The following is a 23937-nucleotide window of genomic DNA, read 5'->3' as shown; positions in this document are numbered from 1 at the left end:
AGAAAGGAGGACACACAAACGGTATGAGCAACAAGAAAACCATTAAGAATGTAAAAGTATTTGGTATTAATAAAGCAGCAGATGACCCAAAAAATAGGGAAGACAACAGTAAGCAAATGACTGTAGATCCATTCGCGCAAATATATGGCGATAAAGGGTTGGTTAAACCACCTTATGATATGTCGGTGCTGTTGGAAATAAAGGAAAGTAATCCAATCCATTCTGCTTGTATTAGCGCAAAAGTCGATGATATTGCAGGTGTTGGTTTTGACTTTGTTCCTTTTGAAGAAGTGAAAGAAGCGAACCAGGAGCAATATAAAAGGTTAAAAGAATTTATGCGGAATTGTAATCCAGAAATGACGAGTTCAGAAATTCTTAGAGCTGTATGGGATGATTATGAAACTGTTGGCTGGGGGATTATCGAAGTTGTTCGGAATCAAAAAAACGAACCATCGGAACTGTACCATATTCCGGCGCATACGGTTCGTGCTCATAAGGATAAAGTCCGATTTGCTCAAATTGTAAATAACAAAGAACGATGGTTTAAAAAGTTCAATTATCCCGATGATTTCCGTCTTGCTGATGGTAGGGCGATAAATGCAGAGGATGTTGCAGAAAGCGGAACAGAAAAAGCTGGAGAAGTAATTGTTATTCGTAAATTCGGTTCTCGTTCTTCTTATTATGGGATACCTAATTATGTTAGTTCTATCGGCTCGATAGTTGGATCTCAAGCAGTAAGAGATTACAATATTAACTTCTTTACAGGAAAGACAATTCCGGATGCTCTGCTATTTCTTGAAGGTGTTGATGAAATAGATGATGGAACGGAAAATGAACTAAAAGCATTCTTCTCTGTAGAAACAAAAGGAGAACATCATAAATTGGCCGTTGTCCCCGTGCCGCCAGGGGCAAAAGCTAGATTAGAAAAAGTTAGTCCAGATGTAAAAGAAGGCAGTTTTCGTTTATATAAGCAGGATAGCGCAATGGAGATATGTGTGGCTCATCGTGTGCCGCCTTATCGTATCGGCTGGGCTATGACAGGCTCATTAGGACAAACAACCGCTAAAGAAATGAACGAGATGTACAAGCGTTCTATTATTGAGCCTGGACAAGGAATATTAGAACATCGATTAAACTATCAATTATTTCGTGTATTTGCTGAAATACTCGGTGGATTAGATTGGTATTTCAAATTAAACGAAATTGATACAGATGATCGTGAAGCTGATATGCAATATGCGGCAGATGGTTATGAGAAACGTATATTAACACGGAATGAATCTCGTAAAGTAGTAGGTTATGAACCTGTAGCAGATGGAGATACATTCTTTGAAGGTGGTCCATCCGTTTCTCAAATAGAACCAATTGCAAAAGCTGCAGATAATGATCAAGAGAACATAATTGCTATTAATGAATTTAGGGAAAAGCATGAAGAAGTAGAGAAAGCTATGCAAAAGAAGGTGGCGGATTTTTTTCCGAACAGGGAAAACGGCTCTTAAACCTGCTTCCCTTAATTCGTATTAATAAAGCAGATGAAGAGATTGATCTTGTAATTGCTGAAGCAGAAGTTGATAAATTTCTTGATAGTGTCGATTGGGATGAAGAAAGACAAATGTTTGTTGATGAAGTCACGGACACACTACAGGATGATGTAACGGAATTCGTCCAAAGTACCATTGCATCAAACGGACTAACTTGGATGGTGCTAGATCCAATTGGTGACGTCGCTGCAAAATGGGTCGCTGCTTATGCATTCGAATTAGCAAAGGGAATCCATGAAACTACTAAAGATAGATTAAGAGAAGCAATGCTAAAGAATCTTAGTGAGGGAATGGGTGTCGATGCATTAAGTGTTTCTATTGCAGATGTAATGTCAGAAGCAAGTAACTACAGAGCAATGATGATTGCACGTACAGAAACAACATATGCGATGAATTACGGCAATTTAATTGCTTATAAAGGTGCAAATAGAAACAAGAAAACATGGCTTACAGGAAACGATGAGCGTGTTTGTAAAGAATGTGGCGGTTTACATGGCGAAACAGTAGATATTGATGATTTATTTAGCAACGGAAAGATGTGCCCGCCAGCTCATCCACATTGTCGCTGCACTATGATTTCAGAAGAGTAATAAAATACACCTATTTGATTGGGGTTTCATCGTCAAAACGTATGCAGCTTTAAATTGGCTATTATGCGTTTTGACAGTGGAACCCCAATATTTATAGGGAAGGAGGTAAAACGATGGGATACGAACTAAAAAACGCCAATATCAGCTATGTTTCATTAGTTACAAAGGGTGCTAATGGTCGTCAATTCGCCATTATGAAAAGCGAATCTGCTAAACAACCAAATATATCAAAGCAAGTTCCAATCCTTAAAACAGAGGAAGAGAAGCAGCTTGTTACAGGAGTTGTGTATGAACCGGATGTAGAAGATTCACATGGGGATACAATGACTGCAGAAGAAATAGAAAAGGCCGCTTATACCTTTATGGAAAATTACCAGCACATCGACAAGCAACATGACGAAATCGCTGGTAAAGGAACGGTTGTTGAAAACTGGATTGCTAAAAGTGATATGAAGGTAGGCGAACAAGAAGTACAAGCAGGGACATGGCTTATGACTGTTCGCGTTGATGATGCAGATACGTGGGAAGAAATTAAAAAAGGTGAAGTCACTGGTTTTTCTATGGGTGGATTTGGTGAACGTGTGGAAATCGCTAAGACTGATGATTTTACTCTTGAAGATAAAGGTCTTATTCGAAAGATGTTAGATTTCGTTAAAGGTGAAACTCACAAAATCACAAAAGGCGAAGTAAAAGACCGCTTTATTGATGAAAAACAAAAACGTGATTTACGAGCTGTATTTAATTTGTTTGAAGATGTGTTCTATTGGGAGATTTGGGAAAGTAATCCCGATATCGACCGTATGGCAGTTGCTCTTGATGATATGAAGGACATACTTTCTTCCATTAAAGGCGGTTATACCATTGCGAAATCAGAAGACAGTGTACAAGCAGAAAGCATTGTTTTAGAAAGTATTAAAAAAGCTGGTAAAGTATTATCCCAAAAAAATCATACAAAATTAGATGAAGCATTAGCTTTAATTACTGAAATAAAAGAAGCTGCTTCACCACAGGAGGAAGATGAAATGAAAGCAGAAGATATTGCAGAGATTGTAAAACAAGCAGTAGAACCACTAGCTACTAAGTTAGAAAAGATTGAAAAGCAGGTGAATGGTGAAGAGGTAGAGCCGACGCCAGAAGAGCAAACAGAAGAAGAAAAAGCTGCAGCAGTTATTCAAAAAGCACTAGAACCAATTACAAAGCGACTTGATAATATCGAAAATGCTGCTTCTATCCGTAAAGGTTTAGATCCAGATGAAGAAGTTACACCAGGACAACAACAAATTAAAAAATCTAAATGGGCAGGATTGAACCTGTAAGGGGAGGATTTATCATTATGACAATGACTAACGCACAATTATTAAAACGTTTAGATCGTATTGAAAAGGCAGCAATGACAACAAGTGGAATGAATGCAGGGTTATTAAATCCAGAACAAAGTAAAGAGTTCTTCCGAATGGCATTTGATACAACGCCATTCTCACAATTACACCGTAAAGAAATGCGTAAAGCAAAACAAGGTGAATTAGATAAAATTGCAATTGGTGGCCGTATCTTACGCAAGAAAACAGAAAACAGAAAACAGCGATGATAATTACCGCGCAGGTGTTCAAACTTCTAAAATTGAGTACAATACAAAGGCTATTCGTTTACCTTGGGAAATTACAGAAGAATTACTCCGCGAAAATATTGAAGGTGAAGGTTATGAAGATACTGTAATGGCTCTTATGTCTACACAATTAGGTATCGATTTAGAGGATTTACATTGGAATGGTGATACAGAATCTTCCGACGGAATGTTATCTATCAATGATGGATGGTTGAAAAAAATCAAGAAATCGAAAGAGTCTCATATTGTCGATCATGCTAAATTGGTAACTGGTACAGGCGAAGCTGCTGCAGCAAATGGATTTGGAAAAGGCTCTATCTTTGCTTTATCCGGTGCAATGCCAAATAAATATAAAAACAGCAACCTACGTTGGATTATGTCTCCAAGCCGTAGAGAGAAATGGATTGAGTATTTAACAAATCGTCCTACTGGTGCTGGTGATGCTGCGTTACTTGGAGCAGGAGATCAAGTTAATAAACCGATGGGATACGGAATTGTTACGGTTCCATCTTTAGAAGACGATGTTATTATTCTTGCAGATCCTAAAAACTTCATTGCGGTTAATACATACGACACTCGTGTTCGTAAGACTACAGAAGGTAAAACTGCAGTAATGGAAGATAAACGATTTTATGTAATTCACTTTGACGATGATGCTGTAATTCAAGAAATGGATGCAGTAGCAATTCTAACAAATATTCCGGATACGTTTGGAGCTTAATATCCAGGCGTATTTTTTATGGGAATAAACCCATTGTTATTAGGGTTTTGAATGTATACTTTTTTACTGTTTTCTTGTTTTAAATAGAAAACGAGTAAGAACCAATAAAACCAACAATACGAATGTAAACTTTCATGTAATAGTTTACATTCGTGAAAGGGGTGTTAATTATGAAAGTAGTTACGCTACGATACGGTGGCACTTACACCGCTTATGGACAAAAGTTTAAGAATGGCCAAGAAGAAACAGTTGCAAATGAAAAAGCTGATTACCTTGTAAGTACTGGACATTTTGAACTTGTAAAAGAAGTCGATAAGAAGGAGAAAGAAACATAATGGATATTACCTTGCAGGACATTAAAGACCGCGTAAATGTGCAAAAGATGCCTGATACAGTAATTCAAGAACTAATAGATTACTATGCAGTTATTACTAGAAAATATTTAAGAGTTAAGCCGGAGAATCCAATGAAAGAAGTCATCCAAACAAGTAAACTAGCGTGGCTTTCTTTTCCTGCTGAATCTATAGCAAAAGTAACTCATGTTAGTTCTAAACAAGATATGACCGATTCTATTACTGTAAATGGGCGGATTGTTTATGGTTTATCCAAAAATCAGTTATATGAATTCGAATATAAGATACAAGATTATGATGATCTGCAGGTACTTATGAAGAAATGTATTATTGATTTGGTTGTTTCGGCAGTAGTTCGTGCTAACTTACAACGAAAAGGTATGAAGACATCGGAGAGTATTGGCGATTATTCGTACCAGATTAGCCCAGAAACGCTGGATGAACCAGCAACAAACAATAAGATACTCAATGGTTTAAAAGGGTTTAGAGCAAGAGTTAAGCCGGTGATGGCTACATGAATACGTACTTCGATGATGGTGATATGGATGATTTATATATTCATGAGGTAGTAGTAAAACGAAAAATGAAAAAGAAACAATCCGCTGGTAACTATGCGGAAGTACCAGTGGACGTTTACGAGAAGATGATTTGCCGTGTAACTACTAATTCTGCTACTGATAATGAGAGATTTAAGCGTGATAAACAAAATTTTGATACAACCTTTAAGATATATGCACCTGCTTCTTACATAATTAAACCCAATGATCTTATTCATTTCAAAAATGAAGATGTGGGTGTTGATTATACATTTGAAGTAAAAGGAGAGCCGCGTAATCCTGCATTTATGAATCATCACATTGAAATTTATTGCGAAAAGGTATGATTCTATATGGCGAATTCAGTAGAAATTGAGTACTCAAGTAATATGGAGCAAGTAAAGACGCATATTAACGCTATGTGTGTTGAAAAAGTCACAGCAGCATCTATTCATTTACAAAATCAAGTTAAGAAGAATCTCACAGGTAGCCGTAGCGGTAAGCAATACAAAATACCTCATACGAGTCGTAAATATACTGCTTCTAAACCAGGTGAAGCTCCTGCTGTTCGTACCGGTGACTTGTTAAATTCGATTAAATACAATGTTAAACGGTCACAATCAGAGGTATTGGGTGCAGTAGGGAGCGATTTGAAAAAAGCAATATGGCTTGAAACTGGTACAAGTCATATGGAAGCCCGTCCATTCCTATTAAAAGCGTTTGAAAAAGAACGTAGAGAACTTAAAAGAATGATGGGAGGGTAATACATGTCTAACGCTATTGCAGCTATTAGAATGCTTGTAGAGAACGATGAGATAATAAAAGATAATCTATCAGAGTATGGTGAAGGCGAGGACAAAGGGCCTGCTCTTTCATTCCAAACTGCACAAGATGATATGGAAATGCCTTATGTAGTGATGAGAATTGAAGCAGATAATCCGGATGATGTTGAAATTATAGATCGTATGATTCTAAATTTCGATGTGTATTGTGATAATGGGGATTATGATAAGGCAAAGTTAATTGCTACACGTATTGAGAAGTTACTAGATAGAGAAGTGGGTTTAAAAGATGATGGGATACTTTCTATACATCGTGCAGGGAAACTGCCGGTACCGGATGAAGACCCATCTATCATTCATATAAATGCAAAATTTCTTGTCCGAACCATGCGAACGGACTTGTATTAGGGGGTAGGACAAATGAGCTGGAAATTAATTAATGGTGTCCGTGAAGGGACTACAGATAATTTTGTTATCGGTCCTGGTGTCATGTACAAAGGATTTAAAAGTGTAAAAGAATTAGGTGAACTTGTAGGAGCGACTACAGGCGGAACTAAAGTGGGTTTTGATCGTGAGTATTATGATGCAGATATTGATGGTGTGCTAGGTAAAATGGTGCGTGGTAAGTGGTTATTAAAAGATGAACCACATGTAGAACTTACATTAGTAGAGTTCACAAAAGAAAACCTGCAGTTAGCTTTACCTGGTATGACGGTAGATAGTACAACTGAAGAAGAATACGATATTATGAAACCTTCAAATGATATTCCAGATTCAAATTATCATGATATTGCACTCATTGGTATGATTTCGGGTAGTGAGCTACCAGTTATTTTTGTAATTCGTAATACAATGGTAGTTTCCTCTATTGAAGTAGATCTTAAAGACGGTAAAGGAACGGTTGGTTTGAAATGTAAATTTATTGGTCATTACAGTGAATCTGCACCAACTACACCACCATACGAAATTTATTTACCAAAGAAAAAGAAAACAACAGTACAAAAAGCACCGGCTACCTCATAAATGGTAGTCGGTTTTCTATTACATAAAACGAGCTAAATGCTAAAAGGAGAGAACAGAATGGCTTCTATTTTAGAAAAAATGATGAATACCGGTACAGAAATTACAATCCTAGGCGAAAAAGTAGCAATGCGCCGATTAAATGTAACGGACGTTTGGCGATTTGCAAAAATTATCTCAAAGGTTGGACGCAGTGCAATGGCTAACTTTGCTGGTTTCGGTAAGGATAAGCAAGAAATGGATGAACTAACTAAAGCTGCTGAATCTCTTCCAGAAGAAGAAAAACAAGCGCAATTATCTGCACTTAAAGAGAAGCAACAACAAAAAGGATTAGAATTTGCTTTCCGTGTTCTAACGATGATCCCTGCTTGCGAAGATGATTTTACAGAGTTCTTTGCTAGTTTATTAAAAGTGAAAGCAGAAGAATTTAGACAGTTCCCTCCGGAAGCAATGGTTGCTGTTATACAGGGCCTATTAGAAAGTGAAGACTTAATGACTTTTTTCAACCAGGTCAAGGGACTCGTGAAAGTTCAGAGCGAGAAATGGAGCCAATCAGCAGTAATTCCAGCAGCAGCTCCGATTCAAGCGTAAATGAAAATTCAGATGAATATTTAGAAGAAGCCGAACAAAACATGTTACGTGCTTTCGACAAGATCCAAAAGCGGTATGGATGGACAGATGAATATGTCTTATCTATACCGTATTCGCGTTTAATGGACCTATTTTCTTTAATTGCACGAGAAGAGCAGCAAGAAGAACTAAATGAGTGGAAGAAGATGGCGTTCATTGGCTTTCAAACTCGTCAACTAGAAGAAGGTACTACTTTTAATGATTATCTTCAAGCTTTTGGACTAACTGACACCCAGGACAATAAAGAGTCATCTTATGAAATGGGTGAAGTATGGACGAAAGAAGAGTGTGAAGCGCATGTTGAGCAGATTATGGCTCAATTCCAGGAAGACGACGATGAAGAATAAAAGGGTTATCGGCCCCAGAAGGGGGTGCGTAAATGTTAGCTGAAATGTTCCAACTGTTCGGAACGATTGGTATTAAAGCAGAAGGCGCTTATAAAGATTTACAACAGTTTGAAGATCGAGTACAAAAGACTGCAAATGGAATGCATGATAAATTTCAAAAGGCAGGGGAATCAATTAGTCATGTAGGTAACAAAATGAAAGATGTTGGTACAAACATGACAACGGGTGTTTCCTTACCTTTAGCTGGTATCGGTGCTGCAGCTGTAAAAGTGGCTTCTGATTTCGATACTTCTCAAAGAAACATCCAATCTTCTTTAGGTCTTACTGAAAAAGGTGCTGAAAACCTTGGTAAAATCGCAAAAGAAACTTGGAAAGATGGATTTGGCCAAAGTATTGAAGAAGTGGATCAGTCTCTTATAAAAGTGTATCAGAATATGAAAGACGTGCCTCACGAAGAATTAGAAGAAGCTACAAAAAGCGCTATGACATTGGGTAAAACATTTGATTCTGATATCAATGAAGTAACTCGTGGTGCAGGGCAGTTAATGAATCAGTTTGGTATTTCTTCCAAAGAAGCATTTGATTTATTTGCTGCTGGTGGACAAGAAGGTTTGAACTATTCAAATGAAATGTTTGATAATGTGGCCGAATATGCACCATTGTACAAACAAGCCGGCTTCTCTGCTAACGAGATGTTTACCATTATGGCAAACGGTACTCGTGATGGCAGTTATAATCTCGATTACATTAACGACCTTGTAAAAGAGTTCGGTATTCGGGTACAGGATGGTTCTAAAGGTGTATCTGATGCCTTTGCTGAAATGTCACCCCAAACACAAAGGGTCTGGGATAACTTTAACAAAGGTAAAGGAACTTCTGCAGATGTGTTTAATGCCGTCTTAGGTGATTTAAGTAAGATGGACGATAAAGTAAAAGCAAACCAACTTGGTGTTGCTGTATTCGGTACAAAATGGGAAGACATGGGTGCTCAAGCTGTCTTAGGTCTTAATAATGCAAATGGTGCGTTAGGCGATGTCGAGGGCACAATGGGAAAAATGCAGAAGACGCAGCAAGAAGCTTTTGGTGTTCGTTGGCAAAAGTTAATGCGTACTACAATGGCATCTTTAGAACCATTAGGACAAGCTATTTTAGATATTGCAGAAGTGGCACTTCCTCCAATTATTAAAGCAGTAGAAGTTGCTGCAAAAGCATTTAGTTCTATGCCTAAGCCAATTCAAATTGGTGTTGTAGCAATTTTAGGTATGGTTGCTGTATTAGGTCCATTAGTTGCCATGATGGGCTTTATGACAAGTGGAGTAGGTGCATTTGTTGGTTCATTAAGATTCCTAGTACCAATACTTACTAAAGTGCCATTATTATTTACAGGTATTCTTAAAGTCGGCCCTAAACTTATCGGTATGTTTGGTGGAATTGGGAAAGCTCTAGCGCTGTTGGGCAGATCCATGATGACCTTACTGATGAATCCCTGGACGATTGCCATACTAGCAATTGTAGGATTAGTATATCTAATTTATAAAAACTGGGATGACATCGTAAAATACACCAAGAAAGCAGTTAAATGGATTGGCGATGTCTGTTCTAAAGCTTGGGACGCAACCGTAAAAGGTGCAAAAAAGGCATGGAATGGTTTAGGTAAGTTCTTCTCTGGATTTTGGAATGGTACAAAAAAACTTTTCAAATCTGTTTCATCATTTTTGGGTAAAGTCTTAGAAGAAGCTTGGAAATATATAAAACAAAGAATTGAATACAACATTAAAATTTGGAAAAATATTTTCGAATTTGGATGGAATGCTATTAAATTTGTTTTTAATCTAGCATTAAGTGGTTTGAAAAAAATTGTAGATGGCACATGGAAATTCATTAAGAATAGTGTCCAAAAGGCGGTTAACACCTGGAAGAAAATTTTTACTACTGGATGGAATGCTATTAAGAGAATTTTCTCTATGGCTTTAGCAATAATAAAGCAGTACGTAAAAACTGAATTCGAAAAAATGAAAAATACAATATCCAGTGTTTTTAACACGATTAAGGAAATTGTAAAAAAAGCCTGGGACGCAATTAAATCAACCTTTACTACAGTATTAAAATCCTTAACAGATTTTGTGAAATCCTCTTGGGAATCTATTAAAGATACAATTTCTAGCGTTATGAACACAATTAAAAATGTGATTCAATCAGCTTGGAATTTTATAAAGTTTACAATCATTAATGCAGTTCGTGAATTTGTTGGGTTTGTAATTACTAATTTCAACAAATTATATAACACAATAACCGATGTTGTTGGCGGTATAAAAGAATTTATTGTTAGTAACTTTAAAACTATAAAGAAAGCAATCACTGGTGCATTTACAGGCGTTTTAGATACTGTAAAGGATGTATTTAGTAAAGTTGGTTCTATAGTAAAAAATGTAGCAAAAGATGCAGTTAGCTGGGGAAAAGATATCATTGCCGGTATTGGTGAAGGTATGTCCGGTATGGCAGATTGGCTTATAAAAAAAGCTAAAGGAGTTGTTTCGGGAATACCTAAAGCCGTATTAAAGTTCTTTGGTATCCGAAGCCCATCCCGGTTAATGATGGAATACGGGGGCTATATTACAGAAGGTCTTGGTGTAGGGATGGAAAAAATGATTCCTGCAGTAGACAAAGCTTCTGAACTATTAAATAAAGCTGTCGTTCCACCTAAACCAATGAAACTAGTAACCGATGTATCTAATCAAATTGGACAAATGGGCGCACGTTCTGCTGATTTAATTGGTAAAACTGCACATCCATTTGCTGGACAAACCCACGTTGAGAAGAAAACGGCTAATGGCGTAACAATTCAAAATGCTACTTTTAAAGTCTCTGTTGAAAAACTACAATCTGCAGATGACTTTGTAAAAATGAGAAAGCTGCTACAAAACGTAGTTGCTGATGATCTAATGGGAATGGCGGTGCGAAATGTATGAGTATATTAAAAACATTGCATAGAAGAGGTGGTTCATACCATCTCTTAGGAAAGGCTGCAGAGTTAAAAGACACAATACGATATACCATTGATTTCTCATGGCCAGGGACATATAACTTTTCGTTTTTGTCCCAGGTTCCTATTGGTTCTGATGGCATGTTACCAGATAAGTACTTTATTGTTCGGGTAAATGGTATTGAAAGATTTAGAGCAAGAGGACCTTATGACTGGGAAGCAAGAGAAATCTTTGTAGGTGCAGGGCCACAAACAATTGAATTTACAACAATCGGTTATGGTTCCTCTGACATAGCATATATACGCGACGTACATTACTATGCATTTGGGCATGTACCTAATATCGAAAAGATTGAACAAACAAAATTACCAAAATCACTAGATGGCTTAAAATTACATAATGTCATGCATGGATACCCGCGTTCTCAAAGTGCAGGTAGCAAAGGTTGTGAAGTAGAATTCACTGTACTATTTAAAGATATCAGTTATTGGCGTGATTTCATGAGGGAAATATACCGTCCTCATATTATTACTGGTGATTACGGTACCTACGGGGGTATAATTCCGCCGAATGAAGTAGATGCAATACGAAAAGGAACGTTAGTCATAGCAAAATGTAAATTAATATCTATGTCACAAGCAGGAATAGGAGTTGATGGAATGTGAGAGAAGGATCTATTTCTTTAATTAGAATGTTGGGGAGCTATTTCCAGGTTGGGAATAACTCCCCTAATTTAATTGTTTATATGAAAAGAAGAGACTCTTCTTCTTACGTACAAATACAACACCGTGTAATAGGCTTAGAAGTGCAGGAGAACGCAGATCAGTTTGCTAGTACATTTACTATTACCTTTGCGAATGAATACGGTCAAATGGCTCCTGATAACTGGTATGGTAAGTTCTCTTCTATTTCAGAATGGTTTTATAACAGTGAGGTAACAAATACAAACCAGCTATATCCGCAGACTGAATTTAAAGTGTCTATTGGCTACGGTGAGGAAGCATTACCTTATATACATGGTTTCGTATCTGATGTGAAGGTAAATGCCGAAAGCGGCACGATTTCAGTTACCTGCACTACATCCTATAAGAAGGTTTTACATAAATCGGTAATCCCAACACCTGGATCAGATGAAATTGTTGCACCTACCGGTAATGTTTATGATGTTGTGAAGTTCTTCTTCCAAAAAGCCGGAGTTGTCCTACACGGTAACAGAGTAAATATTCCTGGAACCAATCAAAGCTGGATTGTGGAAGGAGCAACAGGAAAGAGATTTCAAAAATGGGATGAAATTGTCCGCGATATTATAGATACAACATTCCACTATATTAAACACGAACCAGACGGAAGTTGTACATTTATGAAAATGCCAGACTATGCAATTAATGAACCTGCAAAGTTTAGTTTTAGAGAAGGGGAAAACCTTATCTCTTTAGATATGCAGCTAACTGACCAGGATATAAGTAATAGTATTGTTGTTAAATGTGGAGATTACGCAAACGGATTTCTTAATTCGTTTCTATTAAAAAATGTATCACAGGGTGATTTACGAGAGGAAATGATAGAAGTGCCCTGGGCAACAACATTCTTTGCAAGAAGAGCGGTTGCTGCAGCTTATCATTTAAAAGCAATTCAGAAGTTCAGAACATTAACAGTAGCAGTAGTTGGTGATCCAAGGATTCAATTATTTGATGTTATTTCTGTTTACAATAGAGATTCTGGCCAACAGTGGAATTACTTTGTTAAAGGGATTAATACAATGATTTCTGCAGATGATGGATTCTATCAAACTTTAGATTTAACTGTTAACTATGGGTATGAACCTGCTCCTTATACAGATATAACCGGTATTACAGTAAATGTAGATACATTACGTTTAAAACTTTGGGATTGGGATTTAGAAGATGGCGATTTATTAAATATTTACTGTAATGATAAATTAATCGAAGAAAATTATTTCATCCGGAACAATCCAACATATGTAGACATTCCACTTGAATACGGTGTAAATATTATTGTATTTGAAGCAGTACGAAACCCAAAAGGGATTCTTACAGGACGTTTGCAAGTACTGGATACGCAAAATAATATCTTATTTGATTATGGTTCTCTACCAGATTTATCATTTCCTCGGGTAAATCAAGACAAAGATCACTATTATATCCAACGACCAGCAAAAACCTGGTCTGTTACGCGCGTGAACTAGGGGTGATTCTATGATAATGCAAAAAAACTTATATGATCCAATCATGTATTTGATGAAAGGATTAATCGATAGACAAATATATACCGGTGGTAAGCCAATGCCTGGGAATGACCCAAATGACGTATTTAAAGAAGGCATGACCGAAGGATATACACTTATTCGTGACGGTGCTCGTTTATCTGCAGTCGATGGAGATAAATATTTACACTACGATTTAGCTTTTAATGCACATGGCATGTTAGAAAAAGTCCTTGTCTCCCATAAAGTAACCGGAAAAGAGATGGAGATACAATTAATATATAATGCACAAAAACAATTGGAACGTGTGCAGCCGCGACTTCTTAATAAAGGTAACGGTATACTATCTGATTTACCAATTCCCGATGTGTCGTAATGATGCACGGGAATTTTTTAATACAAGAAAAAGGGTGATTGCTCTTGTTTGAAACAACCTATTTAGCCGGTGGCCGATTAGATCCACCTTTTCATCCGACTAAAACAGAACCATTCATACCTGGTTTCATTATGGATTCCACATCATTTAAAACGGATGAAGTGAAATATACATTACCTGCAGATATGGAGATTTACGCAATTAGTGTTAGTTCTTCCATTTACGAATTAGATGATAAATGGGATTTAATCGTAAACAGGCAAATCGTTTGCCAAGATATTTATACAAAACGGCTTCCGGAAGGGATGCACTTTATGGTTTATAAAGCAGTTAAAGCAGGAGACACAATTGTATTTCGATTCCATAACCAAGGAATTCTTGATAAAACAGTTTGGTTTGAATTGCACTTTTTAAGATAAGGGGGCGTATTGATGAGTTTTGCTGTTACCTATATGGCTGGTGGAAGATTCGACGCACCTTACTTCCCAACAAAAACAGAGCCATTCATACAAGGGCGAAGAGTTGGTATACATGATGAAATTCATGTAGATAAGTTTTCATTACCATTCGAAACAGAAATGATTGCTTTTTCTGTTGCCGCTTCACATTACAGTGACTCGGACTACTGGAATTTATTTATTAATGGCCAACAAGTATTTAAAGAGGTTTATGTAAAAGATGTGCCAGAGGGATTTAATTTCTCCATTGTAAAACCTATACCTGCTAATGCAGAACTAAAGTTTGAATACCACAATGCATCTACAGAGAAAAAAGCTATATGGCTTAATTACCAACTATTAAGAGATTAGGAGCGTGAAATAGATGGCATACGTTGAAAAAATGTATACAGAAGGCGAGTTCCAAGACGAAATTGTTAAATTGGTAATCGCTAACGGATGGAAGAAAGTAAAATCGTTTTTCAGAGCCGTTTATCCGGATTTAGACGTAAAATCCGACGATAATACAAAATTTGAATTCGGCATGAGTAAGCACATGCTAGTGAAGAACAATAGCGGTTCTATTTATGGAATTGCTCAAATATCAAAATGGTCACTTAAAAAGTCAGAGATAAAATACAACTTCACAAATGAAGAAGGAACGAAAGCTTTTGCCGAAGACGGTAAAAAACGTCTAGAAAGCGGCAGGGATCGTTCTTGTTTTTATATTTATATGATTGAAAAAGAACCCAGCGTTGCAGATGAGGGTGTTCTTGTTTTCCCTTATGAATTTAATAAATTTGAAAAAATATTATTAGATGTGGAATTAACTAAGATAGGAATCACTCTAAAGACAAATCCAAGTGGTGTCGGTACATATAAAGTTTACTCTTACGATGAAGCAGAAACGCAAGTCATGATGTCTCCTTGGGTGAAAGTAACATTACGAAATACGAATTTACAAGGTATCAATGCTCAAACAAACTGGTGGCCGGATTCATTGGTTCGAATTAATGGCCAAGTTGATGAAAGTCGTGTTGTTTTATTAATACAAGCTGATAATACACCAGCCTTTGAAAACAATGTGGTTCCAGTTACACCGCTTTATATGGGCCAATTAGAAAGTTACGCTAACGATGATACATTAGGTGATGCATTATGGGCAGGAACAGCTTTTGATACAGGTAATGAAGAAGCATCACATAAATTCGATTTTAACGACACGAAACCATATAGAAATGTAGAAAACTACATGCCTGTCATGAAGTCTTATCCACGTTCCCCTGGTAATGGTATTGATAACGTAATTATTAAACGTTCAAGATTAGGAGCAAGATACCAGGCTCATTTTATTGCTTGGAATGTAGCGCCTAATGCAATGCCACCAGATCGCGTTGGTAAAGATGGTGGCCAATATTCACTAGCATGGCAATCGCAGGATAATGACGAATACAAATATCAATTTAACCCGTCTGTTTATAGCAATAAAGTACATACTTCTCGTGCTTATATTGTTCATCCAGATGAAGGTGTACGTGGATATTTACCTTATATGATCCTATTGTCTCCGTTAGGTCTATTAAATGGCGATAGATTAAAAGTTAGAAAGAATACTTGTCCGGATTCACACGACATTTACAAATTCTTTAATGTCGATGCTATTTCACCAATTACAAAAAGACCTGCTACGGCGTACCGTCCTGCTGGATTAGGTATTTTTGAGAAAACAGTATAAAGGAGTGTACATATATGTGGTTTGATAAAGTCGTATATTTACAAACATTACCGCAAGAATTAGAAAAACTATTTGCTGATAACGGTTGGAAACGAACGCTATTTTTCCAAATTAAGAGCGGCATTTCAAAATTTATTGATGTAAGGTTGTTTGAATCGTTAGGAAGTGATGGAGAACGCAGAAGATTCGGCATAGCAAATGCGTATGATACTGCGGATTCTGATTTCACTGATAGTCGGTTTATTTCTGCAGATTCTCCACTAGGTAAATTAGGGATGGGGGATGGAGTGAAGAAAGACTTCTCTATCCCTGTTTCTCCTGTTCTTGGCCCTTCTGTCATTGTATATGTAAATGGGTTTGAACAAGAAAAGAGTAAATATAAGGTGGATGCAACTACAGGAAAAGTAACATTTACTACTGCTATTGCAAAAGGCGATAAAGTAACATGTGAATACAGATTAGCTACCAACACATATGAGCCGAACAATGACATGCTGCTATTCACTTTCAATCGATACTTTATTGAAAAAGAGATCCTTTCCGGTGATAAATTAGGGGAATTAGGAAAAGGAAATGGAACGAAAAAGAACTTCACATTACCATTTCCTAACTTTGACGAAAGCAGGACCGTAGTTTACAAGGATAATACTATTGTTGATCCTAGCGAGTACTCGTTCACTGAAACGGAAATTGTATTTAAAACCGCACCTGCAGCAGATACAACAATTAAGATTAGCGGTATTTATTTCTTATTACCAAAAGAAGATGGAACACTGGATACATTAACGGCAAAAACAAGTTTCGATGTTCAAAAGATGGAAAGTATTATGGGTGAAGTATATTCTACGATTAATTTTGTGAATCCATCGCCTTATACATCAATTAGTTTTACACCGGAGCAGCGTTTCTCTAAAGAATTAAATCGTGATTCTGTTGTTTATCTGTATGGGAACGCAAATAAGGACCGCTTAATTATGTTTATGCGTGTAGATCCAACACCAAATCCAGTTCGTGCATTATTCGTTCCGTTGTATATCGGAAAATTATATACATTCGATGTTGCACCAAGAAAAAACATGATTATTTTAAGCGGCTGCAGACCAGGCGATCAATTTGTATATTCACCCAATAAGAAAATCGGTAATGCGCCACTTGATTACGGTTCTGATACATCAAACGGAAACGAAACGGTTCAATTATCACAATCAAGTACAGGAGCCATGTACCAGCATCATTATTTAGCTTTCATTACTCATGATATGTCAGTAGATAGTGGACAAGGACGCTTTAATCCATCGGTTTATAGTGGTAAATATCATTTATCTCAAATTTATATCGTTCATCCAAACGATGGATATGTTGGAAAGCTAGATGATGTTTATGCAGTTCATCCAAAGAATATCCAGCAAGCCGATGAACTAGAAATTGAAAAAACAGTTGTAGATGAAGTACTTGGACAAGGTGATGGCCATCGTAAAGTATTTCATTTAGAACATAAGCCAAAGGGCGAAACGTTACGATTATTCATTTCATGTAAAGAAGTAGAAAAAACAGATTATGTATACAATGCAGAGGATAAGACCGTTACATTTAACGAAGCACCGGTTATTGGTTCTGAAATCACAGGCGCTTATGAAATGGCCCAATTATATCGTTATACATTACCAACAACGCCGGTTTGTCCTATGACACAAGCGAAAGCAACACCATTTAATCCAATTGGTTTAGCAATCTACAAAGAAGATATTTAAGCATAAGGGGGTAGCAGAAGAATGAGTGAAAAAGTTTATTCTATTGCTTCCCCTTCTATATGTACCAAAGAAAAAAGTCATGTTGCTGTCGTTGGTTCTGGACCTAATCAGAATGAAAAAGTTTATTCTTTTTCTATTACACCTGCGAATACAGAAAATAAAAATGATGTCGATTATCCAGTTTGTATTGCTCCTTATGCGAGATATAAGGCTGTTAAAGAAGATAACGCAGGAGTAACTGCCACAAAAGTAAGAGCAAAAGGGATTTTAACAGATGTTGTAGAGAATGCATTGCGACAAATGGAGGTAGAAGCCTACATTTCAAATGCAACTGATTCTGATTTAAATCGAAATATAAATGTGGCCAACATTGAAATGCAGCATTCGCAACGAATGGACAGTATTTCTGTTCAACTAATTTCTTCAGAAGGATCACAACAACATAGACGAATTTTCGATATAAACCATATCGAAGGGGTAGAGAGCACAAAACCAAACGAGATAGAAGCAATGGTACACGCTTCTGATGAAACAAATCTTATAACGAATGAGTATGAAGTTGCACCAATCATAAAGCAGGATTTACTAAAAGGTAAGTTACGTGAATTCGCTGCAGGTGTAGAAGTATTACCGGAATGGATAAATGTTGCGCGCATTGTATATGGTGAAGGTTTTTATAATGATCTTATGGCCGATAGAGTTACAACGGATTATGAAGCTGTATCAATGCATAATGAAACGAGCGAGATTGTTACCAGGGAGCTAACAGCTACACATGCAGAGGTTACTTTATCTACTGCAGTTCCAAATATATTACCTGTATCCATTGCCGAAAATGAAACTGGTGATATACAGAAAAAAGAAATACTTCTTCATGCTCCGGCACAATTTGAATTTGGTACAAAAGAGCGAGAAGTCAAAGGAATCATAGAAGAATTTGATTTGTTCAATGGTATGGGTATACCGGTTTATCTTCCGGATTATGATTTATTTGCTCGTATGCAAAGAGACATTGAAACGTCTATTGCTAAACAATATGAGTTGAATCGTGTAGAAGAAATTGAAAATGTGGACCTGCTTCCTTATGAAGATATTGAAAGTGCGTATTTAATTCGTGACATAGATGTAGCTCAAATTAACCTGGATCACTCTATTCGAACAAAGGAACTTGCTGCAGATGTTATTACAAATAACGAAGTAAGCAAGAAAATAAATATATTTGATTCTGAAAGAAACGAATCCGCATCATTTACAAGAACAAAAGAACAGTATGCGAATGTAGATACAACACACACATTTAAACGTATCGTAGAAACACTTGATTCTGTTTATACGGATCAACAAGAATTCGCAAATAAAGAAAATGTATTTACTGCAGCTATAGAGGTGGGACAAGAAGTTGAAAATACTTCACGGATATTATCTGTTAAAGACATTTCCGAAACTGACGATGCGAATAAATCGCAAAACATATTCGAGATACAGACAATTGTCACAGAAGAAGCAGAAAGGTTACATGAAATAAATGCCGGCATTACTGATGCAGATTATTCTCATCGTATCTTCAAAGAATTACAAGGCGTATCGCCAGACGTTACATTTGCAGAAGTAAAAAATGAGCTACAAGCAACTGTAGTTAAACTGGAACAAGCTAATCAAGAAGATACTGCAGTACTTACACATGTTGATGAAATTTCTTCATTCGGATTAAAAGAACGCGTACTTATTACTGATGTAAATACTGATGAAGTTGCCAATAAAACCGAAAAAGAATTTCAAGCTAACATTGAAGAGTTTGATTTATTTGAGGGCCTTGGTATTCCTGTATATCTTCCGGAATTCGATTTGTTCGGCCGTGTTCAAAAAGAACTAGAAACACGTATTGCCTTACTTAATGATTCATCTAAATCACTAAATGTGATGCAAATGAAGCTAGATCAAACAATTGAATCTGAAAAAGCAATAAAAGAACATACAACTGCAGTAATTGAAGAAGTAGCTTCGGACACCGTTCCAATTACCTTAGATGCTGAACATATAACTTTAGACATTTCTTACAAACAAGATTCACAACAAGCCCTTATTACAGAGCAAGAAGCTTTTAACGGTATTCGTGAATTTGAGGGCGGAATTATCTCTGATATAACACCAGCTGATAAAGAAGTTATAACAAGAGATACAAATGTAATTGAAACTGCAGATGCAGCAAGGGAATCTGAACGATATGCAATCGTTAGTGAACATGAATTATTAGAGCGACAGACTAGCATAGAAGCTGCAACTAACAAAGCAGATACATTTTATAGGGAACATGAATTAGAAAGCGTTACAGAGAAATATGAACGGTTTGAACGTACGCCAGAAAGAGAATCAGTTCTAGAAGATAATGAGCTATTCAAAATGGAGAGAGTACTAGATACAGAAAAACCAGATGAATTAATAGTTATCGAAAAAGAAAATGATGATCCTAAGTTATGGTTGCGGCATAGTCGTCAATCTTGGTGGACAAATTCAAATTGGAAGAAAACAAGATAAAGAGAAGGTGATAAAATGGTAAGCCAATTAGGAAAAAACCTATTGCAACCAGAACCAGGGTGGACTCGTGAATATTGCACTTTAGAAAATGCTGAACCAGGTAAGTTTTTTTCAAATGTAGCATTAAACAACATTAATACAGGAGATAAATGGCGTGCAGTAGGTGATTCTGATAGTTTAGAACGGAATAGCGCCTGGTATATTGGTGCTGCATTAGGTCGTTCATTTTATTTTAAATTTACAGGGAATGCAGTGCGTATATTATTAAAAAATTTTACAACTCATGCATTCAATATTGAAGTGACAATAGACGGTATTAGATATCCTGGTTCAGTTCCTGCATATTCTTCCGACTACTCTCTTGTCGTATTTGAGAAACTTGATCTATTTAAGGGTGAACATAACGTTAAAGTAACTACAGCAGGAAAGGCTTCTGGTGAACATGGAACTTCTTTTACGCTTTTAACTGCTATTGATTACGCAGATTTAATAAAAGTAGGAGATGTTCTAAAAAAACCGGAACCTGGGTGGAAACGGTTTGATGATACGGATAGAAATATTCGGTACACAGGAGTATGGGCAAATTCAACTCATAGTGATTTTTATAACTCGACTTTGCACTTTAAACACAGTACGTCAAACAATCCACCTGATAAGAATCCAGTTTCAATCAAGTTCAATTTTATCGGTACAAGACTTAGAGTTATCGGTCTTATGAACTCGTCGTATGATACTAACGCTAAGATACTAGTTGATGGAGTGGAAGAAATAATCAGCTTCTTTAGACCTGGTAGTCAATCCCAGACACTAGTATATGAGAAGATAGGTCTAATGAACCAAGAGCATACTGTTGAAATAAAAGGATATTTTATAAACCTCGATGCAATTGACATCGATGCCGACGGAGAGTTAGTTCCTTTTAAACAAGAAAAAACAAAAGTATCCTTATACGAAAAAGAAAGCGGAAAAATATTTGTAGATGATTTTGATTCCGTAAATCCAAAATGGCTTATGTCACCATCAAATTCATTTAACAATGCTGTTAAAAAGGGATTCTTACGTATGAATCATTCTACAGATAAAGACGTTATGCTTTTAATCGATAAACCACAAAGTAACTTTGCAATCCAGGTTATTGCGGATTATGCTCCTATAAAAGAAGGAGATGAAGGCGGCTTACTAATCTATCAAAATGAAAAGAATAAAGTCGAGTTTCTTGAATCCTATTCTGCTAATGGTTCACAAAGCGTTAAAGAGTGGATGGCAATATGCAAGGAAAATCAATGGGACTTTTATACAAAGACAGATACATTTTTTGATTATGCGGATAACGATTCATTGGCAGCAAAAAGAATTGGTGTTGTTTTAAAAAGAGGAACTGCAGAGGGATTTGTACCGCTAGACATCAATAAAATTATTATGACAACAAGCAACATGTTACGTCTGCGCCAACTATATAAAAATTATAAGGTTGTATTAAAAGATACTGCAGATAATATCCTGTCTACTAACATCGTAGCTGCAGCTCATACCGGCATTGACATTCTACTTCCTTCTTTAGAGTTTGAGGGAATCATAGAAATATATGACGAGGAAAACGAATTGATAGCAAAGAAACAAGCTACCTTTTACGGTGGGGATATGTATTGCATGGGTTCATCCCTGCAAATCAAAATGAATAGCGCAGAATTAAATACAACGGATCCAACGAACTTAGGTTACATGGTGAATAACGAGCGTATTGTAAAAATGACAATCGTAAATGATAACATCGGTGCTGCTACAAATATAAAACTATCTATTCAACAGTACATGGAGAAAATCGGTTACACCTGGGCGCTAATTTCGTTAGATGGGACAAACTATTTAAATGAAATACAGATTGATTCAGTAGCCGCACAAAGTACGCGTGATTTTTGGGTAAAGGTTGTGAAGGATACAAATTTCCTAGCATTCGAACCAATTTATTTTAATATTCATCTAAAAAATAATTGAGGTGAATACAATATGGGAACTGTAATGAAATTATATAGATATACATCGGAAAGTGAGATTACACCATCAATCCTTATTGAGAGGAATATAAAAATTACAATTGAACCAGGAAAAACTCTATATGCTCCACTAGATGTAGGTTGTAACAAATACGATATTCGCACGATTCAAGTTACAAATGATTCAAATGTTGAAGCAATGTTATTTATGTACGATCAAAAAGAGAATGGGAATCAAATCTATAAAAGTTTATCCGAAAAAAGAACGTATGATATTTTATCCATTCCTTGCGAGGATAAAGATCATACAAACAAGGTCCATCTTTATATAGAAAATAGGGGCGTAGCAAACTCTACTTTTAATGTTTCTATGAAAGCGATACGTTTAAGTTAAGGAGGAACATACAGAATGACAAATAAAATTTGTAAGTTACACAGACTAGAGCGAAGAGAAGTCTTTATGAAGATTATCGATGAAATGAAAAAGGCTGGGTGGCAGCAATTAAATGCTGATGCGCCATCAAAAGATAAAATTTACGTCATGTACTCAAGTGGTAACGACGGTATGAAGAACCATTTTATAGAATTGCGGCCATTCGAAGTCGCTGCTGCAAGTAGCCAAGATATTATAGCAGATAAATATCCCCATCTTGATATAAGGGATTCTGCTAATTCTGTTACTGATGCAAGCTTTAGATTAATTGAACGATATGATAAAGAGAAGGATGTTACTTTCGGAGGACCTGGTGCGTTCTATCCATTATGTTTTCATCAAGGGAAAACAATTAACAATACTAGTCTTACTACTATTAGTAAACCAATTGCTATGGTGGACCTATATTTATACGTTGATAAAGACATTGTTATCTATTGTGTTTATGAAAACGATGATAATCTTCCAGAACGAAAAGGGAAGACTGTAATAGGATTATTTGGTATTCCAGATGAACTATATCAACAAGAACAATTCACACCTATATCTTCTCCTTTTAGTGTATTGGTGAGCGTTTGTCCAAAATGGGACCCTTATGCAGCATTGGTGGCTGCTAGAAGTAAACTTATATATGAGGGATTAAAAAATGTTTCTGTTCCTATTTTCATTTGGGATAAGGTATTTTTAAAGGCACCATCTTTAGAAGGAAATATAATATTTACATCATTTTTTATGGGAGATAACGTAGATGGATTAAGAGCAAAATTTGATGGACTTTACACATATAGGGGTTCAAATTTTGTAATTGGCGATATCGTTGAAATTTCTCAAGATGGAGAAGTACAGAAATATAAATTATTTAACACCTACTACTCAAGTGTATGGAGTTCAACATTGCATTAAGAGTAGAATAAGGCTGGTGATTTTATGACAATAAAAGGCATAATAATTCAACCCAAAACACTGTATCCAACCGTACAACGTAAACCACAAATACGTAAAGGTTCAAAATTAGAAATTAGTGATATGTATATTACAGGGGGTAGGAAAACTTCTGTACGGAAAGGAGTTATGTTTAACTTCTCTCGAAACGAAAGCAAAACTACTGAAAAAGCAGTAATGAAACCACCACGTACTGAACCACTAGAATACGCGTGGAAGAAAATGAACATATAACTTTATCGAAATTAAGCGTGCTGCAGCAGGCTTTTTTATTTTGGTCAAAATTTGAAAGACCAACTATGAGAAGTCAAGGAGGATTTTTTGTATAAATAAGGGGTGTTTTTCTAAAAAAGGGCGCACCAAATAAACCTAAGGCTTTTCAAAAAAATGAGAAGTTCAT

At 36.3% G+C, this 23937-nt stretch carries 24 protein-coding genes and 1 pseudogene; all 25 read left to right on the top strand.

Annotation, left to right across the window (positions count from 1 at the left end; translation table 11 throughout):
- The first annotated feature begins 23 nt into the window (after window positions 1-23).
- Window positions 24-1499, top strand: a complete 1476-nt coding sequence (locus tag ACTFR3_RS06080; RefSeq protein ID WP_324656353.1) for a phage portal protein — start codon at window positions 24-26, stop codon at window positions 1497-1499.
- 113 nt (window positions 1500-1612) lie between these two features.
- Window positions 1613-2131: a phage head morphogenesis protein gene (locus tag ACTFR3_RS06075; RefSeq protein ID WP_076537250.1), complete on the top strand. Its 519-nt coding sequence runs from the start codon at window positions 1613-1615 to the stop codon at window positions 2129-2131.
- A 113-nt stretch (window positions 2132-2244) separates the two neighbouring features.
- Entirely contained in the window at window positions 2245-3447 is a 1203-nt protein-coding gene (locus tag ACTFR3_RS06070) for an XkdF-like putative serine protease domain-containing protein (RefSeq protein ID WP_440044258.1), read from the top strand.
- A gap of 23 nt (window positions 3448-3470) precedes the next feature.
- A pseudogene (locus ACTFR3_RS06065) lies at window positions 3471-4458 on the top strand (major capsid protein).
- A 170-nt stretch (window positions 4459-4628) separates the two neighbouring features.
- Window positions 4629-4793 carry a YqbF domain-containing protein gene (locus ACTFR3_RS06060; RefSeq protein ID WP_000869888.1) on the top strand — a complete coding sequence of 55 codons (165 nt, stop codon included), beginning with the start codon at window positions 4629-4631 and terminating at the stop codon, window positions 4791-4793.
- Window positions 4793-5329, top strand: coding sequence for a hypothetical protein (locus ACTFR3_RS06055; RefSeq protein WP_322373061.1), 537 nt, complete (start codon window positions 4793-4795; stop codon window positions 5327-5329). Before ACTFR3_RS06060 ends, ACTFR3_RS06055 begins: the two co-directional genes overlap by 1 nt.
- Entirely contained in the window at window positions 5326-5694 is a 369-nt protein-coding gene (locus ACTFR3_RS06050) for a hypothetical protein (RefSeq protein WP_078186924.1), read from the top strand. Before ACTFR3_RS06055 ends, ACTFR3_RS06050 begins: the two co-directional genes overlap by 4 nt.
- Window positions 5695-5700: 6 nt before the next feature.
- Entirely contained in the window at window positions 5701-6111 is a 411-nt protein-coding gene (locus ACTFR3_RS06045) for an HK97-gp10 family putative phage morphogenesis protein (protein ID WP_000024034.1), read from the top strand.
- Between the two features lie 3 nt (window positions 6112-6114).
- Window positions 6115-6537, top strand: coding sequence for a hypothetical protein (locus ACTFR3_RS06040; protein ID WP_000063400.1), 423 nt, complete (start codon window positions 6115-6117; stop codon window positions 6535-6537).
- A gap of 12 nt (window positions 6538-6549) precedes the next feature.
- Window positions 6550-7152: a hypothetical protein gene (locus ACTFR3_RS06035; RefSeq protein ID WP_440044257.1), complete on the top strand. Its 603-nt coding sequence runs from the start codon at window positions 6550-6552 to the stop codon at window positions 7150-7152.
- Between the two features lie 57 nt (window positions 7153-7209).
- Window positions 7210-7740 (top strand): hypothetical protein, encoded by a 531-nt coding sequence (locus ACTFR3_RS06030; RefSeq protein WP_000146557.1) that lies wholly within the window; start codon window positions 7210-7212, stop codon window positions 7738-7740.
- Window positions 7692-8126: a hypothetical protein gene (locus tag ACTFR3_RS06025; RefSeq protein ID WP_002204937.1), complete on the top strand. Its 435-nt coding sequence runs from the start codon at window positions 7692-7694 to the stop codon at window positions 8124-8126. The genes ACTFR3_RS06030 and ACTFR3_RS06025 overlap by 49 nt, the downstream gene beginning before the upstream one ends.
- A gap of 32 nt (window positions 8127-8158) precedes the next feature.
- On the top strand, window positions 8159-11095 hold the full coding sequence (locus ACTFR3_RS06020) for a phage tail tape measure protein (protein ID WP_440044256.1): 2937 nt from the start codon (window positions 8159-8161) through the stop codon (window positions 11093-11095).
- The gene (locus ACTFR3_RS06015; RefSeq protein ID WP_000025604.1) at window positions 11092-11775 is read left to right on the top strand and encodes a hypothetical protein; all 684 of its coding nucleotides are present in this window, start codon (window positions 11092-11094) and stop codon (window positions 11773-11775) included. Before ACTFR3_RS06020 ends, ACTFR3_RS06015 begins: the two co-directional genes overlap by 4 nt.
- On the top strand, window positions 11772-13316 hold the full coding sequence (locus ACTFR3_RS06010) for a hypothetical protein (protein ID WP_098773551.1): 1545 nt from the start codon (window positions 11772-11774) through the stop codon (window positions 13314-13316). Before ACTFR3_RS06015 ends, ACTFR3_RS06010 begins: the two co-directional genes overlap by 4 nt.
- Before the next feature lie 10 nt (window positions 13317-13326).
- Complete coding sequence (locus ACTFR3_RS06005; protein WP_000605844.1) at window positions 13327-13710, top strand: hypothetical protein; 384 nt, start codon at window positions 13327-13329, stop codon at window positions 13708-13710.
- 44 nt (window positions 13711-13754) lie between these two features.
- On the top strand, window positions 13755-14129 hold the full coding sequence (locus tag ACTFR3_RS06000; protein WP_153579529.1) for a Low copy number virion structural protein: 375 nt from the start codon (window positions 13755-13757) through the stop codon (window positions 14127-14129).
- A gap of 12 nt (window positions 14130-14141) precedes the next feature.
- On the top strand, window positions 14142-14519 hold the full coding sequence (locus ACTFR3_RS05995; RefSeq protein WP_098159795.1) for a Low copy number virion structural protein: 378 nt from the start codon (window positions 14142-14144) through the stop codon (window positions 14517-14519).
- A 13-nt stretch (window positions 14520-14532) separates the two neighbouring features.
- Window positions 14533-15882, top strand: coding sequence for a hypothetical protein (locus ACTFR3_RS05990; RefSeq protein WP_440044254.1), 1350 nt, complete (start codon window positions 14533-14535; stop codon window positions 15880-15882).
- A gap of 14 nt (window positions 15883-15896) precedes the next feature.
- Entirely contained in the window at window positions 15897-17633 is a 1737-nt protein-coding gene (locus tag ACTFR3_RS05985) for a hypothetical protein (protein WP_000264174.1), read from the top strand.
- Window positions 17634-17654: 21 nt separating this feature from the next.
- Window positions 17655-20168, top strand: a complete 2514-nt coding sequence (locus ACTFR3_RS05980) for a hypothetical protein (RefSeq protein ID WP_440044253.1) — start codon at window positions 17655-17657, stop codon at window positions 20166-20168.
- Window positions 20169-20183: 15 nt separating this feature from the next.
- Window positions 20184-22163 carry a hypothetical protein gene (locus ACTFR3_RS05975; RefSeq protein WP_440044252.1) on the top strand — a complete coding sequence of 660 codons (1980 nt, stop codon included), beginning with the start codon at window positions 20184-20186 and terminating at the stop codon, window positions 22161-22163.
- A gap of 12 nt (window positions 22164-22175) precedes the next feature.
- Complete coding sequence (locus ACTFR3_RS05970; RefSeq protein ID WP_000537585.1) at window positions 22176-22556, top strand: DUF1998 domain-containing protein; 381 nt, start codon at window positions 22176-22178, stop codon at window positions 22554-22556.
- A gap of 15 nt (window positions 22557-22571) precedes the next feature.
- A complete protein-coding gene (locus tag ACTFR3_RS05965) occupies window positions 22572-23498 on the top strand; it encodes a hypothetical protein (RefSeq protein WP_440044251.1) in 927 nt (308 codons plus the stop codon).
- Between the two features lie 24 nt (window positions 23499-23522).
- Complete coding sequence (locus ACTFR3_RS05960; RefSeq protein WP_400154608.1) at window positions 23523-23771, top strand: hypothetical protein; 249 nt, start codon at window positions 23523-23525, stop codon at window positions 23769-23771.
- Window positions 23772-23937 lie beyond the last annotated feature (166 nt).

Origin of the sequence: Bacillus cereus group sp. MYBK14-1 (genome assembly GCF_051916885.1) — a bacterium.
GTDB classification, from domain to species: domain Bacteria; phylum Bacillota; class Bacilli; order Bacillales; family Bacillaceae_G; genus Bacillus_A; species Bacillus_A cereus.
This window is presented reverse-complemented; position numbering and strand designations above follow the sequence as displayed.

What these genes read in the sequence shown, in the direction of transcription:
- ACTFR3_RS06080 (WP_324656353.1), top strand. Translation starts at nt 24, where the DNA reads ATGAGCAACAAGAAAACCATTAAGAATGTAAAAGTATTTGGTATTAAT.
- ACTFR3_RS06075 (WP_076537250.1), top strand. Translation starts at nt 1,613, where the DNA reads ATGTTTGTTGATGAAGTCACGGACACACTACAGGATGATGTAACGGAA.
- ACTFR3_RS06070 (WP_440044258.1), top strand. Translation starts at nt 2,245, where the DNA reads ATGGGATACGAACTAAAAAACGCCAATATCAGCTATGTTTCATTAGTT.
- ACTFR3_RS06060 (WP_000869888.1), top strand. Translation starts at nt 4,629, where the DNA reads ATGAAAGTAGTTACGCTACGATACGGTGGCACTTACACCGCTTATGGA.
- ACTFR3_RS06055 (WP_322373061.1), top strand. Translation starts at nt 4,793, where the DNA reads ATGGATATTACCTTGCAGGACATTAAAGACCGCGTAAATGTGCAAAAG.
- ACTFR3_RS06050 (WP_078186924.1), top strand. Translation starts at nt 5,326, where the DNA reads ATGAATACGTACTTCGATGATGGTGATATGGATGATTTATATATTCAT.
- ACTFR3_RS06045 (WP_000024034.1), top strand. Translation starts at nt 5,701, where the DNA reads ATGGCGAATTCAGTAGAAATTGAGTACTCAAGTAATATGGAGCAAGTA.
- ACTFR3_RS06040 (WP_000063400.1), top strand. Translation starts at nt 6,115, where the DNA reads ATGTCTAACGCTATTGCAGCTATTAGAATGCTTGTAGAGAACGATGAG.
- ACTFR3_RS06035 (WP_440044257.1), top strand. Translation starts at nt 6,550, where the DNA reads ATGAGCTGGAAATTAATTAATGGTGTCCGTGAAGGGACTACAGATAAT.
- ACTFR3_RS06030 (WP_000146557.1), top strand. Translation starts at nt 7,210, where the DNA reads ATGGCTTCTATTTTAGAAAAAATGATGAATACCGGTACAGAAATTACA.
- ACTFR3_RS06025 (WP_002204937.1), top strand. Translation starts at nt 7,692, where the DNA reads ATGGAGCCAATCAGCAGTAATTCCAGCAGCAGCTCCGATTCAAGCGTA.
- ACTFR3_RS06020 (WP_440044256.1), top strand. Translation starts at nt 8,159, where the DNA reads ATGTTAGCTGAAATGTTCCAACTGTTCGGAACGATTGGTATTAAAGCA.
- ACTFR3_RS06015 (WP_000025604.1), top strand. Translation starts at nt 11,092, where the DNA reads ATGAGTATATTAAAAACATTGCATAGAAGAGGTGGTTCATACCATCTC.
- ACTFR3_RS06005 (WP_000605844.1), top strand. Translation starts at nt 13,327, where the DNA reads ATGATAATGCAAAAAAACTTATATGATCCAATCATGTATTTGATGAAA.
- ACTFR3_RS05995 (WP_098159795.1), top strand. Translation starts at nt 14,142, where the DNA reads ATGAGTTTTGCTGTTACCTATATGGCTGGTGGAAGATTCGACGCACCT.
- ACTFR3_RS05990 (WP_440044254.1), top strand. Translation starts at nt 14,533, where the DNA reads ATGGCATACGTTGAAAAAATGTATACAGAAGGCGAGTTCCAAGACGAA.
- ACTFR3_RS05985 (WP_000264174.1), top strand. Translation starts at nt 15,897, where the DNA reads ATGTGGTTTGATAAAGTCGTATATTTACAAACATTACCGCAAGAATTA.
- ACTFR3_RS05980 (WP_440044253.1), top strand. Translation starts at nt 17,655, where the DNA reads ATGAGTGAAAAAGTTTATTCTATTGCTTCCCCTTCTATATGTACCAAA.
- ACTFR3_RS05975 (WP_440044252.1), top strand. Translation starts at nt 20,184, where the DNA reads ATGGTAAGCCAATTAGGAAAAAACCTATTGCAACCAGAACCAGGGTGG.
- ACTFR3_RS05970 (WP_000537585.1), top strand. Translation starts at nt 22,176, where the DNA reads ATGGGAACTGTAATGAAATTATATAGATATACATCGGAAAGTGAGATT.
- ACTFR3_RS05965 (WP_440044251.1), top strand. Translation starts at nt 22,572, where the DNA reads ATGACAAATAAAATTTGTAAGTTACACAGACTAGAGCGAAGAGAAGTC.
- ACTFR3_RS05960 (WP_400154608.1), top strand. Translation starts at nt 23,523, where the DNA reads ATGACAATAAAAGGCATAATAATTCAACCCAAAACACTGTATCCAACC.